The sequence below is a fragment of the Klebsiella sp. OBRC7 genome, assembly GCF_000293135.1.
Lineage (GTDB): Bacteria > Pseudomonadota > Gammaproteobacteria > Enterobacterales > Enterobacteriaceae > Klebsiella > Klebsiella michiganensis.
Window position 1 is genome coordinate 48,707 of the sequence record NZ_ALNJ01000099.1, and the last position, 15,699, is coordinate 64,405.

The window sequence follows — 15,699 nt, forward strand, 5'->3', positions numbered from 1 at the left end:
ATGCCGATTCAGGTTCTACCGCCGCAGCTCGCCAACCAGATTGCCGCAGGTGAAGTGGTGGAACGTCCGGCGTCGGTGGTCAAAGAGCTGGTGGAAAATAGCCTCGATGCCGGGGCGACGCGTATCGACATTGATATTGAGCGCGGCGGGGCGAAGTTAATCCGCATTCGCGATAACGGCTGCGGCATCAAAAAAGACGAGCTGGCGCTGGCGCTGGCTCGTCACGCCACCAGTAAAATTGCTTCGCTGGATGACCTTGAGGCGATCATTAGCCTCGGCTTTCGCGGCGAAGCTCTGGCCAGTATCAGTTCAGTGGCTCGCCTGACGTTGACCTCGCGTACCGAGGAGCAGCAGGAGGCCTGGCAGGCCTATGCCGAAGGGCGCGATCAGGCGGTCACCGTGAAGCCGGCGGCGCACCCGGTGGGGACAACGCTGGAAGTGCTGGATCTGTTTTATAACACCCCCGCCCGGCGTAAATTTATGCGCACTGAGAAAACCGAGTTTGGCCATATCGACGAGATCGTGCGGCGCATCGCGCTGGCGCGCTTCGACGTGACCATCAACCTCAGCCACAACGGCAAGGCCGTGCGCCAGTACCGGGCGGTATCGCAGGACGGCCAGCGCGAGCGGCGTCTGGGCGCGATCTGCGGTTTGCCATTTCTCGAACACGCGCTGGCCATTGAGTGGCAGCACGGCGACCTGACCCTCAGCGGCTGGGTGGCCGATCCGCTACATACCAATCCGACGCTGGCGGAGATTCAGTATTGCTACGTCAATGGGCGTATGATGCGCGATCGCCTGATTAATCACGCGATTCGCCAGGCCTGTGAAGACAAACTGGGCGCCGACCAGCAGCCTGCCTTTGTGCTGTATCTGAAGATAGATCCGCATCAGGTAGATGTGAACGTCCATCCGGCCAAACATGAAGTGCGTTTTCATCAGTCGCGCCTGGTGCATGACTTTATCTATCAGGGCGTGCTGAGCGTCCTGCAGCAGCAGCTGGAGGTGCCGTTGGCTGAAGAGGGCGATGAGCCCGCGCCGCGGCAGGTGCCGGAAAATCGCATTGCGGCGGGCGGCAATCATTTTGCCCAGCCGGCGGTCGCGCGTGAAAGCGCCGCTCCCCGTTACCGGGATGAGCCCGCCGCGCCGCGTTTTAATACCGGCGGTCCGCGAGAGTCCACCGCCTCGGGTTCATCTGGCGGAGCCGCCTGGCCGCACGCGCAGCCAGGCTATCAAAAACAGCAGGGTGCGCTTTATCGCCAACTGCTGGATACGCCGGCCACGGAGCGCAAACCTCTGGCTCCCGCACCGGCAGCGGAAGGCCTGTCGGGTCATAGCCAAAGCTTTGGCCGCGTACTGACGATTATCGATAGCGACTGCGCGCTTCTGGAGCGCGGCGGTAAGTTAGCGCTGCTGGCTCTGCCGGTTGCTGAGCGGTGGCTGCGCCAGGCGCAGCTAACGCCGGGCGCAGAGGCGGTTTGCGCCCAACCGCTGCTTATCCCGCTGCGGATAAAAGTGTCCGACGAGGAAAAAGATGCGCTCAAGCAGGCGCAGTCGGCGCTGGCTGAGGTCGGGATTGAACTTCAGTCCGATGCGCACCACGTGACGGTCCGCGCAGTGCCTTTACCCTTAAGACAACAAAATTTACAAATCTTGATTCCTGAACTGATAGGCTACCTGGCGCAGCAAAAAACCGTCGACGTCGGCAATATTGCTCAATGGATGGCGCGTAATCTGGCGAGCGACCATGCGCAGTGGAACATGGCGCAGGCGATTGCCGTCCTGGCGGATATCGAACGCTTATGTCCGCAGCTGGTTAAAGCGCCGCCGGGTGGTCTGTTACAACCTGTTGATTTACATTCGGCGATGAATGCCCTGAAAGATGAGTGATGTAACTGAGGCAAGCCTGCCTAAGGCAATATTTTTAATGGGCCCGACGGCCTCTGGTAAAACCGCATTGGCTATCGCCTTACGTAAAGTTTTGCCAGTAGAGTTGATTAGCGTTGATTCAGCCCTCATCTATCGAGGAATGGACATAGGCACGGCCAAGCCCGATGCCGCGGAGCTGAGCGCTGCGCCGCATCGCCTGCTGGATATTCTTGACCCGGCCGAGGCTTATTCCGCGGCGGATTTCCGCCGCGATGCGCTGGCAGAGATGGCCGATATCGTCGCTGCCGGGCGTATTCCGCTACTGGTTGGCGGAACGATGTTGTATTTCAAGGCGTTGTTGGAAGGATTGTCGCCTCTCCCCTCGGCTGACCCTGAGGTCAGAGCCAGGATCGAGCAACAGGCCGCAGAGCAGGGATGGAACGCGTTACACCAGCAGCTACAGGAAATTGATCCGGTTGCCGCCGCGCGTATTCATCCAAATGATCCGCAAAGACTTTCCCGAGCACTGGAAGTTTTTTTCATTTCGGGTAAAACTTTAACGGAGCTGACGCAAACGTCAGGTGATGCTCTGCAGTATAAGGTGCACCAGTTCGCCATCGCCCCGGCGAGCCGTGAACTGCTCCATCAGCGCATAGAACAGCGTTTTCATCAGATGTTGGCTTCAGGTTTTGAAGCAGAAGTGCGGGCGCTTTTTGCCCGGGGAGATTTGCATACGGATATGCCTTCCATTCGTTGTGTCGGATATCGCCAGATGTGGTCTTACCTTAATGGCGAGATCCCGTATGATGAAATGGTTTATCGAGGTGTTTGCGCCACGAGACAGTTAGCTAAACGTCAGGTGACCTGGCTGCGCGGTTGGGAAGGTATCCACTGGTTAGACAGTGAACAACCTGAACAAGCGTTCAACAAAGTATTACAGGTTGTTGGTGCTAGCCTGGACTGAACGTGTACAATTGAACGGGTATCGTGCGTAATTTTTTTAAGAATCGTAAGGTTCTGAGTACAAAACAAGCATACATATAAGGAAAAGAGAGAATGGCTAAGGGGCAATCTTTACAAGATCCGTTCCTGAACGCTTTGCGTCGGGAACGTGTTCCGGTTTCTATTTATTTGGTGAATGGTATTAAGCTGCAAGGGCAAATTGAGTCTTTCGATCAGTTCGTGATCCTGTTGAAAAACACGGTCAGCCAGATGGTCTATAAGCACGCAATTTCTACTGTTGTCCCGTCTCGCCCGGTGTCACACCACAGCAACAATGCTGGCGGCGGTACAAACAACTATCACCACGGTGGTGGTGCGCAGGGTTCTTCTGCGCCGCAGCAAGACAGCGAAGACGCCGAATAAGGCAGATGCTGTTTTTCCACGTCGGGGAGCCAGGTTTTCTGCGTTCCCCGCTGGTATTTTATAAGGGGTTTACGCTTGTTTGACCGTTATGATGCCGGTGAGCAGGCGGTACTGGTACACATCTATTTTTCGCAAGACAAAGATATGGAAGATCTCCAGGAGTTTGAAACTCTGGCCTCTTCCGCCGGTGTCGAAGCAATGCAGGTGATTACCGGTAGCCGTAAAGCACCGCACCCGAAGTATTTTGTTGGTGAAGGTAAAGCTGTCGAAATTGCGGAAGCCGTAAAAGCGACCGGTGCATCGGTCGTGCTCTTCGATCATGCCCTGAGTCCGGCACAGGAACGAAACCTGGAGCGCTTATGCGAATGCCGGGTTATCGATCGTACCGGCCTGATTTTAGATATTTTTGCCCAGCGAGCGCGTACCCACGAAGGGAAACTGCAGGTCGAGCTGGCGCAGCTGCGCCACATGGCGACTCGCCTCGTTCGCGGCTGGACCCACCTTGAAAGACAGAAAGGCGGGATTGGTTTGCGCGGCCCGGGAGAAACCCAGCTCGAAACTGACCGCCGCTTGCTGCGTAACCGTATTATGCAGATCCTGGCGCGACTGGAAAAAGTTGAAAAACAGCGTGAGCAGGGACGGCGGTCACGCGCCAAAGCCGATATTCCAACCGTGTCGCTGGTCGGTTATACCAACGCCGGTAAATCCACGTTATTCAACCAGATAACTGAAGCCGAGGTCTATGCTGCGAACCAGCTGTTCGCCACTCTGGATCCAACGCTGCGCCGGATTGATGTCCCTGATGTCGGCGAAACCGTCCTGGCGGATACCGTAGGCTTTATTCGCCACCTGCCGCACGATCTGGTGGCCGCGTTTAAAGCGACGCTCCAGGAGACGCGCCAGGCGACGCTGTTGCTGCATATCATTGATGCAGCCGATGTGCGCGTGCAGGAAAATATTGATGCAGTGAATACGGTGCTCGCGGAAATCGAAGCTGATGAGATCCCGGCGCTGCTGGTCATGAATAAAATCGACATGCTGGATGATTTTGAGCCGCGTATCGATCGGGATGAAGAAAATAAACCGATTCGGGTCTGGCTTTCCGCCCAGACCGGGGTTGGCGTACCGCTGCTTTTTCAGGCTTTGACGGAACGGCTTTCTGGTGAAGTGGCCCAGCACACGCTGCGCCTGCCACCGCAGGAAGGTCGGTTGAGAAGCCGGTTCTATCAGCTTCAGGCGATAGAGAAAGAGTGGATGGAGGATGACGGTAGCGTTGGTCTGCAGGTGCGCATGCCGATCGTTGACTGGCGTCGCCTCTGTAAACAAGAGCCAGCGCTGGTTGAATACGTGATTTGACCTTGCAGCTTGCCTGAAGATATTAACCCCTGTGGGGATATCAAAAACAAATATGGAGCATATACATGGCGTGGAATCAGCCCGGTAATAACGGACAGGACCGCGACCCGTGGGGAAGCAGCAATAACCAAGGCGGCAACTCTGGGGGAAATGGCAATAAAGGCGGTCGCGAGCAGGGACCTCCCGATCTGGATGATATCTTCCGTAAGCTAAGTAAAAAACTTGGCGGCCTGGGTGGCGGAAAAGGTGGACTGGGCGGCGGTAGCGGCTCTCAGGGACCTCGTGGGCCAATGGGCGGGCGTATCGTCGGCATCGTTGCCGCCGCTGCGGTTATTATCTGGGCAGCTAGCGGTTTCTATACCATTAAAGAAGCTGAACGTGGCGTCGTCACTCGCTTTGGTAAATTTAGCCATCTGGTTGAGCCTGGCCTTAACTGGAAACCTACTTTCATTGATAACGTTCAGGCGGTTAACGTTGAGTCGGTCCGCGAACTGGCGGCTTCCGGCGTCATGCTGACGTCTGATGAAAACGTCGTGCGCGTTGAGATGAACGTGCAGTACCGCGTGACCGATCCGGAACGCTATCTGTTTAGCGTCACCAGTGCGGACGACAGCCTGCGTCAGGCCACCGACAGCGCCCTGCGTGGCGTGATCGGTAAATACACCATGGACCGTATCCTGACCGAAGGACGTACCGTCATTCGTAGCGATACCCAGCGCGAGCTGGAAGAGACCATTCGTCCGTACAACATGGGTATCACCCTGCTCGACGTCAACTTCCAGACGGCGCGTCCGCCGGAGGAAGTAAAAGCCGCGTTTGATGATGCGATTGCCGCGCGTGAAAACGAACAGCAGTACATTCGTGAAGCGGAAGCTTACACCAACGAAGTCCAGCCGCGGGCTAACGGTCAGGCACAGCGTATCCTTGAAGAGGCTCGCGCCTATAAGACCCAGACCGTTCTTGAAGCGCAGGGTGAAGTGGCTCGTTTTGCAAAAATTCTGCCTGAGTATAAAGCGGCTCCGGAAATTACCCGCGAGCGTCTGTATATCGAAACCATGGAAAAAGTGCTGAGCCATACGCGCAAAGTGCTGGTCAACGATAAGGGGAGCAACCTGATGGTTCTGCCTCTGGATCAGATGCTGAAAGGCGCCGGCGCGCCGGCGGCAAAGAGCGATAGCAGTGGCGCAAGCGATCTGCTGCGTCTGCCGCCTGCATCCAGCTCAAACAGCGCCAGTAACGCTTCTACCTCTACGGGAGGCACCATTATGGACCAACGCCGCGCCAACGCGCAGCGTAACGACTACCAGCGTCAGGGGGAATAACGATGCGTAAATCTGTTATCGCGATAATTGTCATCGTGCTGGTGGTGCTCTACATGTCCATCTTTGTGGTCAAAGAGGGCGAGCGCGGCATCACGCTGCGTTTTGGTAAAGTTCTGCGCGACGATGAAAACAAACCGCTGGTGTACGCGCCTGGCCTTCACTTCAAGATTCCTTTTATTGAATCCGTGAAGATGCTTGATGCGCGTATCCAGACAATGGACAACCAGGCCGACCGCTTTGTTACCAAAGAGAAGAAGGACCTGATTGTTGACTCTTACATCAAGTGGCGCATTAGCGACTTTAGCCGTTACTACCTGGCAACCGGCGGCGGTGACGTCTCTCAGGCCGAGGTGCTGCTGAAGCGTAAATTCTCTGACCGTCTGCGTTCTGAAATTGGCCGTCTGGATGTGAAAGACATCGTGACCGACTCCCGCGGCCGTCTGACCCTGGAAGTCCGCGATGCGCTGAACTCAGGTTCTGCTGGCACAGAAGATGAAGTCAGTACGCCGGCTGCCGATGACGCAATTGCCAAAGCGGCGGAGCGTGTTGAAGCAGAAACAAACGGTAAGGTTCAGGTGATCAACCCGAACAGTATGGCGGCGCTGGGTATTGAAGTCGTCGACGTGCGTATTAAACAGATCAACCTGCCTGCCGAAGTGTCTGAAGCGATCTACAACCGTATGCGCGCCGAGCGTGAAGCGGTAGCGCGTCGTCACCGTTCACAGGGTCAGGAAGAAGCTGAAAAACTGCGCGCGACCGCGGATTATGAAGTAACCAAAACGCTGGCGGAAGCCGAGCGTCAGGGTCGTATTCTGCGCGGTGAAGGCGATGCTGAATCGGCGAAACTGTTTGCTGATGCATTCAGCCAGGATCCCGGCTTCTATGCCTTTATCCGTAGCCTGCGTGCGTATGAGAACAGCTTCCAGAGCAATCAGGATGTGATGGTTCTCAGCCCGGACAGCGATTTCTTCCGCTATATGAAATCACCCACGTCTGCGACCCGCTGATAAGCAATGAGTAAGCAAAAAGGCGCCCGTTGAGGCGCCTTTTTTACAATGTTCGCAGCGGATTTGGGCTCGCCAATGGGTTATGTATTTTGTTTCATAAAGCCGGTTCATAACAATGATGAAATACCGGAGAATATGAATTGAGCAACGACTCACAGGGGTGAGCGACGGTGGCTGTACTTAAATAAAGGTGAATAATGAACTCAACAATCTGGCTGGCACTGGCGCTGGTTTTAGTACTTGAAGGGCTTGGGCCGTTGCTTTATCCGCGCGCGTGGCGTCGAATGGTCGCCACGATGAGCCAATTACCGGATAATTTATTACGCCGGTTTGGCGGAGGTCTTGTGGTTGCCGGTATCGTCATCTACTACATGTTGAGGAAAACGATTGGCTGAGCGTAAAGTAGACTAATTTCCCGCCTTTTGAGTGCAAAAAGTGCTGTAACTCTGAAAAAGCGATGGTAGAATCCATTTTTAAGCAAACGGTGATTTTGAAAAATGGGTAACAACGTCGTCGTACTGGGCACCCAATGGGGTGACGAAGGTAAAGGGAAGATCGTCGATCTCCTGACTGAACGGGCTAAATATGTTGTGCGCTATCAGGGCGGTCACAACGCCGGCCATACTCTCGTAATCAACGGTGAAAAAACCGTCCTCCATCTCATTCCATCAGGTATTCTTCGCGAGAATGTCACCAGCATCATCGGTAACGGTGTTGTGCTTTCTCCGGCTGCGCTGATGAAAGAGATGAAAGGTCTGGAAGACCGCGGTATCCCTGTCCGCGAGCGTCTGCTGCTTTCTGAAGCGTGCCCGCTTATCCTCGAATATCACGTCGCGCTGGATGTAGCGCGTGAAAAAGCGCGCGGCGCGAAAGCTATCGGTACGACCGGTCGCGGTATCGGCCCGGCTTACGAAGATAAAGTGGCTCGTCGCGGTCTGCGCGTTGGCGATCTGTTTGATAAAGCCACCTTCGCTGAGAAACTGAAAGAAGTGATGGAATATCACAACTTCCAGCTGGTGAATTTCTACAAAGCCGAAGCGGTTGATTACCAGAAGGTTCTCGATGATGTCATGGCGATTGCCGACATCCTGACCGCGATGGTTGTTGACGTTTCCGATCTGCTTGACCAGGCGCGCAAGCGTGGCGATTTCGTCATGTTTGAAGGCGCACAGGGTACGCTGCTCGATATCGACCACGGTACCTATCCGTACGTAACCTCTTCCAACACCACCGCAGGTGGCGTGGCGACCGGCTCCGGTCTGGGGCCGCGTTATGTAGACTACGTTCTGGGTATCATCAAAGCCTACTCCACTCGCGTAGGTGCGGGTCCGTTCCCGACTGAGCTGTTTGATGAAACCGGCGAGTTCCTGTGCAAGCAGGGTAACGAGTTTGGCGCTACCACCGGCCGTCGTCGTCGTACCGGCTGGCTGGATGCCGTAGCGGTGCGCCGCGCGGTGCAGATTAACTCCCTGTCCGGTTTCTGCCTGACTAAGCTGGACGTCCTGGACGGCCTGAAAGAAGTTAAAATCTGCGTAGCCTACCGGATGCCTGATGGCCGCGAAGTGACGACCACTCCGCTGGCTGCTGACAACTGGGAAGGCATCGAGCCGATTTACGAAACCATGCCGGGCTGGTCTGAAACCACCTTTGGTGTGAAAGAGCGCAGCGGTTTGCCGCAGGCAGCGCTGAACTACATCGCACGCATTGAAGAGCTGACCGGCGTACCGGTTGATATTATCTCTACCGGTCCTGACCGTACCGAGACGATGATTTTGCGCGATCCGTTCGACGCATAACGATCTCCAGGGGCGCCGTTAAGGCGCCTCTTGTTTTTGCTGTTCGCCCGCCCCATTTAAATAAATTAGCGGCCTGAGCGCTGGCTGGTTTATCATCAATAGTAATTGTCTACCGACGCACTCTGTTTTTCTTTTCCCTGAGGTTGATTGTGCAGTTAACGAGTTTCACTGATTACGGATTACGCGCGCTGATTTATATGGCGTCGCTACCGGATGGAAGAATGACCAGCATCTCCGAAGTGACGGAGGTTTACGGCGTTTCCCGTAATCATATGGTTAAAATAATCAATCAGCTAAGTCGCGTGGGGTACGTGACGGCGGTACGGGGAAAAAACGGGGGAATTCGTCTGGGGAAACCGGCAAATATGATTCGCGTGGGTGATGTTGTTCGCGATCTGGAGCCGCTCTCGTTGGTCAACTGCAGCAGCGAATTTTGCCATATTACGCCCGCCTGTCGTCTGAAACAGGCGCTTGCTGAAGCCGCGCAAAGTTTTCTCAAGGAACTGGATAACTACACGCTGGCCGATTTGGTTGAAAAGAATCAACCGCTTTATAAATTATTGCTGGTGGAGTGACGTAAACTTCACTGGAGATGACAACGGAGGAACCGACATGTCACAAGATCCTTTCCTGGACCGCGAATCTGAAAAATACGCTAATCCAATCCCGAGCCGGGAATTTATCCTCGATCATTTAGCAAAACGCGAAAAACCGGCTAGCCGAGATGAGCTGGCAATAGAGCTGAATATTGAAGGCGAAGAACAACAAGAAGCATTGCGCCGCAGACTGCGCGCAATGGAACGCGATGGTCAGCTGGTCTTTACGCGTCGTCAGTGCTATGCGCTGCCGGAACGTCTTGACCTGCTGAAAGGGACCGTTATCGGTCATCGCGATGGTTATGGCTTCCTGCGCGTTGAAGGCCGTAAAGATGACCTGTATCTGTCGTCCGAGCAGATGAAAACCTGCATTCACGGCGATCAGGTACTGGCGCAGCCGCTGGGCGCTGACCGTAAAGGCCGTCGCGAAGCGCGTATTGTCCGCGTACTGGTGCCAAAAACGGGCCAGATTGTGGGCCGCTACTTTACCGATGCGGGCGTTGGCTTCGTGGTGCCGGATGACAGCCGCCTGAGCTTCGATATCCTGATCCCCCCGGAACAGATCATGGGCGCGCGGATGGGGTTTGTGGTGGTGGTTGAGCTGACCCAGCGTCCAACCCGCCGCACCAAAGCGGTCGGCAAGATCGTTGAGGTCCTCGGCGACAATATGGGTACCGGCATGGCGGTCGATATGGCCCTGCGCACCCATGAAATTCCCTACGTCTGGCCGCCAGCGGTCGAAAAACAGGTCGCTGGCCTGAAAGAACAGGTACCGGAAGAGGCGAAACAAGGGCGCGTTGATTTACGCAGCCTGCCGCTGGTCACCATTGATGGCGAAGACGCCCGCGACTTTGATGATGCCGTGTACTGCGAGAAGAAACGCGGAGGTGGCTGGCGTCTGTGGGTGGCGATCGCCGATGTGAGCTACTACGTGCGTCCGGGTACGCCGCTGGATGGCGAAGCGCGCAGCCGCGGTACCTCGGTCTACTTCCCGTCTCAGGTGGTTCCCATGCTGCCTGAAGTGCTCTCTAACGGCCTGTGTTCACTGAATCCTCAGGTCGACAGGCTCTGTATGGTTTGTGAAATGACGATTTCGGCCAAGGGGCGTCTGACCGGCTTCAAATTCTACGAAGCGGTGATGAGCTCCCATGCCCGTCTGACCTATACCAAAGTCTGGCATATGCTGCAGGGCGACCAGGATCTGCGTGAGCAGTACGCGCCGCTGGTTAAGCATATTGAAGAGCTGCATAACCTCTACAAAGTGCTGGACGGTGCGCGTGAAGAGCGCGGCGGTATCTCATTTGAGAGTGAAGAAGCTAAATTCATCTTTAATGCTGAACGCCGCATTGAACGTATTGAGCAGACTCAGCGTAACGACGCGCACAAGCTGATTGAAGAGTGCATGATCCTGGCGAACATCTCCGCTGCGCGCTTCGTTGAGAAGGCCGAGGAACCAGCGCTGTTCCGTATCCATGACAAACCGAGTACGGAAGCGATTACCGCATTCCGTTCGGTGCTCGCGGAGCTGGGGCTTGAACTGCCTGGCGGCAACAAGCCGGAGCCGCGCGACTATGCGGAATTACTGACCTCTATCGCCGATCGTCCGGATGCAGAGATGCTGCAAACCATGCTGCTGCGGTCGATGAAACAGGCGATATACGACCCGGAAAACCGCGGCCACTTTGGTCTGGCGCTGCAATCCTATGCCCATTTCACCTCGCCGATTCGCCGCTATCCTGACCTTTCGCTGCATCGCGCGATCAAGTATTTACTGGCGAAAGAGCAGGGACATAAAGGCAATAGCACCGAGACCGGCGGCTGGCACTACAGCATGGACGAGATGCTGCAGCTGGGGGCGCACTGTTCGATGACCGAGCGTCGTGCTGATGAAGCGACGCGTGATGTTTCGGACTGGCTGAAGTGTGATTTCATGTTGGATCAGGTGGGTAACGTCTTTAAGGGCGTGATTGCCAGCGTGACCGGATTTGGTTTCTTCGTCCGTCTGGATGAGCTGTTTATTGATGGTTTGGTGCACGTCTCTTCCCTCGATAACGACTACTACCGCTTCGATCAGGTCGGTCAGCGTCTGATTGGTGAATCCGGCGGACAGACCTATCGGCTGGGCGATCGCGTGGAAGTGCGCGTTGAAGCGGTCAACATGGACGAGCGTAAAATTGACTTCTCGCTTATCTCCAGCGAGCGCGCGCCGCGCAACGTCGGTAAGACCGAGCGTGAAAAAGCGAAGAAAGGCGGCGCAGGTAAATCTTCCGGACGTCGCCGTCAGGCGGGCAAGCAGGTAAACTTCGAGCCGGATAGCGCATTCCGCAAACAGAAAGGTCAGTCTCAGCCGAAAGCCGCTCAGCCAAAAGGCGAGAAGAAAGCGAAAAAGCCGTCGGAGAAAACCCAGAAGATAGCCGCAGCGACCAAAGCCAAGCGCGCGGCGAAGAAAAAGAATATCGCTGAGTAGTGCGATTCCCTTTACCCCCGCGCCTCCCGACATCGTGGCGGGGCGGGGAGAAGGGAACGGATAACAGAACCTAAACGAGTAGATAAATGAGTGAAATGATTTACGGCATCCACGCGGTGCAGGCACTGCTGGAGCGCGCTCCTGAACGTTTTCAGGAAGTCTTTATTCTGAAAGGCCGTGAGGATAAGCGCCTTATGCCGCTGATCCATGCGCTGGAAGCGCAGGGCGTGGTGATCCAGGTCGCCAGCCGCCAGTTTCTGGATGAGAAAAGCGAAGGCGCCGTTCATCAGGGAATTATTGCCCGCGTGAAACCCGGACGTCAGTATCAGGAGAACGATCTGCCGGATCTTATCGCCTCTCTCGATCAGCCGTTCTTTTTGATCCTTGACGGCGTGACCGATCCGCACAACCTCGGCGCCTGTTTACGTAGCGCTGACGCCGCTGGCGTGCATGCGGTGATTGTCCCCAAAGACCGTTCTGCGCAGCTGAATGCCACGGCGAAAAAAGTGGCCTGCGGCGCGGCGGAAAACGTCCCGCTGATCCGCGTCACCAACCTGGCGCGTACCATGCGTATGCTGCAGGAAGAGAACGTCTGGATCGTCGGTACCGCCGGTGAGGCCGATCATACGCTGTTCCAGAGTAAAATGACCGGATCGCTGGCGCTGGTCATGGGGGCGGAAGGCGAAGGCATGCGCCGCCTGACCCGGGAGCACTGCGACGAGTTGATCAGCATCCCGATGGCCGGTAGCGTGTCGTCGCTGAACGTATCGGTCGCCACCGGTATTTGCCTGTTTGAAGCGGTACGCCAGCGCAGCTAATCTCTTCTTTCCAAATAAGCCATTCTCTGGAATGGCTTATCTTCTTCAGTTCTGACCGCCTTCTCGCTCTATCCGACGGGTAATGTCGAGACCTCTTTCAACATAGTTCAGGACCTGGCTCAAGGGTAATTCCTCTGCCGGTTCATCTCCCGTTTGCTCGATGAATTTAAGCTGCGCGCCTCGATTCTTTAATACTTTGATGAGATTAAGAAAACTTCCAATTGGATTCTGCTCTTTCAGAATGTCATCGCAGATTTTGTTTTCATCAAATGAGGTGACGGAGCCGGAAGCGTTCAGGTTCTGTTTGATAGCGCTCATCGCGAGATGAGGAAGATGGCGGTGGATAAGCGGAATATAGTTCGGCGCATTTTCCCGATCTTCAATAATTAAATGAATCATGAAATTCCCTTTCTGATTGTGAGAGAACTTTATAACAGAGTTCTCTGACGGAAAGTGCGCCGTTGTCCATACTTATGGATAGAGCCATTGAAGGAGGGAAACATAATGCACTGGCAAACTCATACCGTATTTAATCAACCCTCGCCGCTGTGTAACAGTAACTTATTCCTGTCCGATACCGCCCTGCGTGAAGCCGTCGTCCGCGAAGGCGCGGGCTGGGATGGCGATCTGCTGGCGAGCATTGGCCAACAGCTGGGGACGGCCGAATCGCTGGAGCTGGGGCGCCTGGCCAACAGCAATCCACCGGAACTGCTGCGCTATGACGCAACCGGATCGCGGCTTGACGATGTGCGTTTCCATCCCGCCTGGCATTTACTGATGCAGGGGCTGTGCGCTAACCGGGTACATAATCTTGCCTGGCAGGAAGAGGCTCGCGAAGGCGCCTTCGTTGCCCGCGCTGCCCGCTTTATGCTGCATGCACAGGTCGAGGCGGGCACCCTGTGTCCCACCACCATGACCTTTGCCGCGATTCCATTGCTGCAGCGCTCCTTACCCGGGCCCTTTAGCGACTGGCTATCGCCGCTATTAAGCGATCGCTACGATCCGCACCTTGTGCCGGGTAATCAGAAACGCGGGCTGCTTATCGGGATGGGGATGACGGAAAAGCAGGGCGGGTCCGATGTCCTGAGCAACACGACGCGAGCGGAGAAAAGCGCAGAAGGCTTTTATCATCTGATCGGACATAAATGGTTTTTCTCGGTACCGCAGAGCGATGCTCATCTGGTGCTGGCTCAGGCGCCGGCGGGCCTCTCCTGCTTTTTTGTTCCGCGCCTGTTGCCGGATGGCCAGCGTAACGGCGTACATCTGGAAAGGCTGAAAGATAAATTAGGTAACCGCGCGAACGCCAGCAGCGAAGTCGAGTTTTTCAATGCCTGCGGCTGGCTGGTCGGGGAAGAGGGCGATGGCGTCCGGCAAATTCTCAAAATGGGCGGCCTGACCCGTTTTGACTGCGCGCTGGGTAGCCATGCGCTGATGCGCCGGGCCTATTCGGTAGCCCTATACCATGCTCTGCAGCGTCAGGCATTTGGTAAAAATCTGGTCGATCAGCCGATGATGCGTCAGGTGCTGGGGCAGATGGCGCTGCGACTGGAAGGGCAAACCGCCTTTCTGTTCCGCCTGGCCAGGGCCTGGGACAGGCGCGACGATGTGCAGGAAGCGCTATGGGCAAGGCTGTTCACGCCCGCCGCGAAATTTGCTGTCTGCAAATCCGGGATCGCGTTCGTCGCCGAGGCGATGGAGGTGCTGGGCGGCTCAGGCTATTGTGAAGAGAGTGAACTACCGCGCTTGTACCGTGAAATGCCGGTAAACAGCATCTGGGAAGGTTCCGGTAATATTATGTGTCTGGACGTGATGCGGGTTCTTATGAAGCAGCCGGCGGCGCTCGAACTTCTGGCGGCAGAGTGCGCGGAAGTAAAAGGGCAAAATCGTCATTTCGATCGGACGTGGCGGCAGCTGCAGCAGTGGCTACGGCGGCCTCTGGAAGAGCAGGGGCGGGAGATTACCCGGCTGGTCTATATGCTGGGCGTTGGGGCGCAGCTATTACGCTTCGCGTCACCACCGTTGGCAGAGGCCTGGTGCCGTATGATGCTCGACGCGCGCGGCGGCATGCGGCTGGATGAGCAGACGCTGGATGACTTACTGTTACGGGCAACGGGGCGTGGACGACAGGCGCCTCAGGCATAAAGAATGGCCTGTACCCGCCAGTTGTCCGGCTGCTGCTCCTCGTACATCTGGACGATGCGATACCAGGAGGCGCCCTGCTCATCGGCCTGCACGGCGATGGCGTGTTCAACATCCTGCTGGCTGCCCGAGATGTTGTTAACGCAAATCAGGCCGATTTCGTTCAGGCCCGTTACGCAGTCAGCGCTGGCAAACTCCGCTGACTGCGCGGAAGTATTGGCCGTGACGGTGGTCAACATCAGGCTGGGTAGGGTAAAAGTTCGTTTCATCGTCAGCTCCATTTCACATAGTCCTGAGGGCAGTCCGTTGCTAACGTTCTGCCAGGTTACAGCTGGCCGAACGTTATTATGCACAGGAGAACGTGAATGGATGCAAAGCAGTGTAAAGCTGGCTTAAAGGTTGACCGCTATTTACGGTACAAAATTGCCTGCGAATACCACTGGCCCGGAACCATGGTGTCATCAATCATTATGATGACGTAGTAATCCGCTTTAGCCGCCTCAGCTTTGACCTTTAGCGCAGCCTCGACATCCATCGGTGAGCCGTACATTAATACGCTCACCGTCCCCATCTTCTGCAGACCCGCTGTCTGATTACGCTGGATCTCTTGTGGATGGTCGGTTGCCGGCGGCGGCGCCTTTGGCGTCCCCTGTAGGGCGCTACAGCCGGTTAAAGCGATTGCCATTAACCACGGTGCAAACCTACGCATAACCATATCTCGTTTCCTGTTAGTCATAGTGTAGTGGTAGCCTGAATGTCATTTCCGGGGAATGTTCCCAAATTGTTATCCCGTACGCGATTTTCGAATGAAAATATCGTGAAAGCGTAATCTGGTTCTCAAGATTATGAATCATGTGCGAACGAGCGACTTGAGTAATAACATAACATCACTTGAGAGAAAGGAGATGGTAAATGATTGCACTAGAAATGCGTAACCTTGCGGGTGGGGAGGTTCTCCATGCGT

At 55.5% G+C, this 15,699-nt stretch carries 15 protein-coding genes; 12 read left to right on the forward strand and 3 right to left on the reverse strand.

Annotated elements, in window-relative coordinates; all coding sequences use genetic code 11:
- The 11 genes from mutL (at window position 1) to rlmB (ending at window position 12,596) form a co-directional block, all read left to right on the forward strand.
- Window positions 1–1,890 (forward strand): DNA mismatch repair endonuclease MutL, encoded by a 1,890-nt coding sequence (mutL, locus tag HMPREF1144_RS20960; protein WP_004097965.1) that lies wholly within the window; start codon window positions 1–3, stop codon window positions 1,888–1,890.
- Complete coding sequence (gene miaA / locus HMPREF1144_RS20965) at window positions 1,883–2,833, forward strand: tRNA (adenosine(37)-N6)-dimethylallyltransferase MiaA (protein WP_042928172.1); 951 nt, start codon at window positions 1,883–1,885, stop codon at window positions 2,831–2,833. The genes mutL and miaA overlap by 8 nt, the downstream gene beginning before the upstream one ends.
- 92 nt (window positions 2,834–2,925) lie before the next feature.
- A complete protein-coding gene (gene hfq / locus HMPREF1144_RS20970) occupies window positions 2,926–3,234 on the forward strand; it encodes an RNA chaperone Hfq (protein WP_004097968.1) in 309 nt (102 codons plus the stop codon).
- Between the two features lie 75 nt (window positions 3,235–3,309).
- Complete coding sequence (gene hflX / locus HMPREF1144_RS20975; protein ID WP_004097973.1) at window positions 3,310–4,590, forward strand: ribosome rescue GTPase HflX; 1,281 nt, start codon at window positions 3,310–3,312, stop codon at window positions 4,588–4,590.
- Between the two features lie 65 nt (window positions 4,591–4,655).
- Window positions 4,656–5,912, forward strand: coding sequence for an FtsH protease activity modulator HflK (gene hflK / locus HMPREF1144_RS20980; protein WP_004097974.1), 1,257 nt, complete (start codon window positions 4,656–4,658; stop codon window positions 5,910–5,912).
- Between the two features lie 2 nt (window positions 5,913–5,914).
- On the forward strand, window positions 5,915–6,919 hold the full coding sequence (gene hflC / locus HMPREF1144_RS20985; RefSeq protein ID WP_004097977.1) for a protease modulator HflC: 1,005 nt from the start codon (window positions 5,915–5,917) through the stop codon (window positions 6,917–6,919).
- A 197-nt stretch (window positions 6,920–7,116) separates the two neighbouring features.
- Entirely contained in the window at window positions 7,117–7,314 is a 198-nt protein-coding gene (locus HMPREF1144_RS20990; protein WP_004097978.1) for a DUF2065 domain-containing protein, read from the forward strand.
- Window positions 7,315–7,416: 102 nt separating this feature from the next.
- The gene (locus HMPREF1144_RS20995; protein WP_004097979.1) at window positions 7,417–8,715 is read left to right on the forward strand and encodes an adenylosuccinate synthase; all 1,299 of its coding nucleotides are present in this window, start codon (window positions 7,417–7,419) and stop codon (window positions 8,713–8,715) included.
- A 149-nt stretch (window positions 8,716–8,864) separates the two neighbouring features.
- Entirely contained in the window at window positions 8,865–9,290 is a 426-nt protein-coding gene (gene nsrR, locus HMPREF1144_RS21000) for a nitric oxide-sensing transcriptional repressor NsrR (protein WP_004097980.1), read from the forward strand.
- Window positions 9,291–9,327: 37 nt separating this feature from the next.
- The gene (gene rnr, locus HMPREF1144_RS21005) at window positions 9,328–11,778 is read left to right on the forward strand and encodes a ribonuclease R (protein ID WP_004097981.1); all 2,451 of its coding nucleotides are present in this window, start codon (window positions 9,328–9,330) and stop codon (window positions 11,776–11,778) included.
- A gap of 86 nt (window positions 11,779–11,864) precedes the next feature.
- Entirely contained in the window at window positions 11,865–12,596 is a 732-nt protein-coding gene (gene rlmB, locus HMPREF1144_RS21010) for a 23S rRNA (guanosine(2251)-2'-O)-methyltransferase RlmB (protein ID WP_004097982.1), read from the forward strand.
- Between the two features lie 45 nt (window positions 12,597–12,641).
- Here the strand turns inward: rlmB and HMPREF1144_RS21015 are convergent, their stop codons facing one another.
- A complete protein-coding gene (locus HMPREF1144_RS21015; RefSeq protein WP_004097983.1) occupies window positions 12,642–12,995 on the reverse strand; it encodes a hypothetical protein in 354 nt (117 codons plus the stop codon).
- Window positions 12,996–13,100: 105 nt separating this feature from the next.
- Here HMPREF1144_RS21015 and HMPREF1144_RS21020 point away from each other — a divergent pair, with 105 nt between their 5' ends.
- On the forward strand, window positions 13,101–14,738 hold the full coding sequence (locus HMPREF1144_RS21020; protein ID WP_004097985.1) for an isovaleryl-CoA dehydrogenase: 1,638 nt from the start codon (window positions 13,101–13,103) through the stop codon (window positions 14,736–14,738).
- Here HMPREF1144_RS21020 and yjfN read toward each other — a convergent pair.
- Window positions 14,729–15,004 carry a DUF1471 family protease activator YjfN gene (yjfN, locus tag HMPREF1144_RS21025; protein WP_014227626.1) on the reverse strand — a complete coding sequence of 92 codons (276 nt, stop codon included), beginning with the start codon at window positions 15,002–15,004 and terminating at the stop codon, window positions 14,729–14,731. The two genes, HMPREF1144_RS21020 and yjfN, sit on opposite strands and share 10 nt — an antisense overlap.
- A 137-nt stretch (window positions 15,005–15,141) precedes the next feature.
- Complete coding sequence (gene bsmA / locus HMPREF1144_RS21030; RefSeq protein ID WP_004097988.1) at window positions 15,142–15,450, reverse strand: biofilm peroxide resistance protein BsmA; 309 nt, start codon at window positions 15,448–15,450, stop codon at window positions 15,142–15,144.
- Window positions 15,451–15,699: the final 249 nt, after the last annotated feature.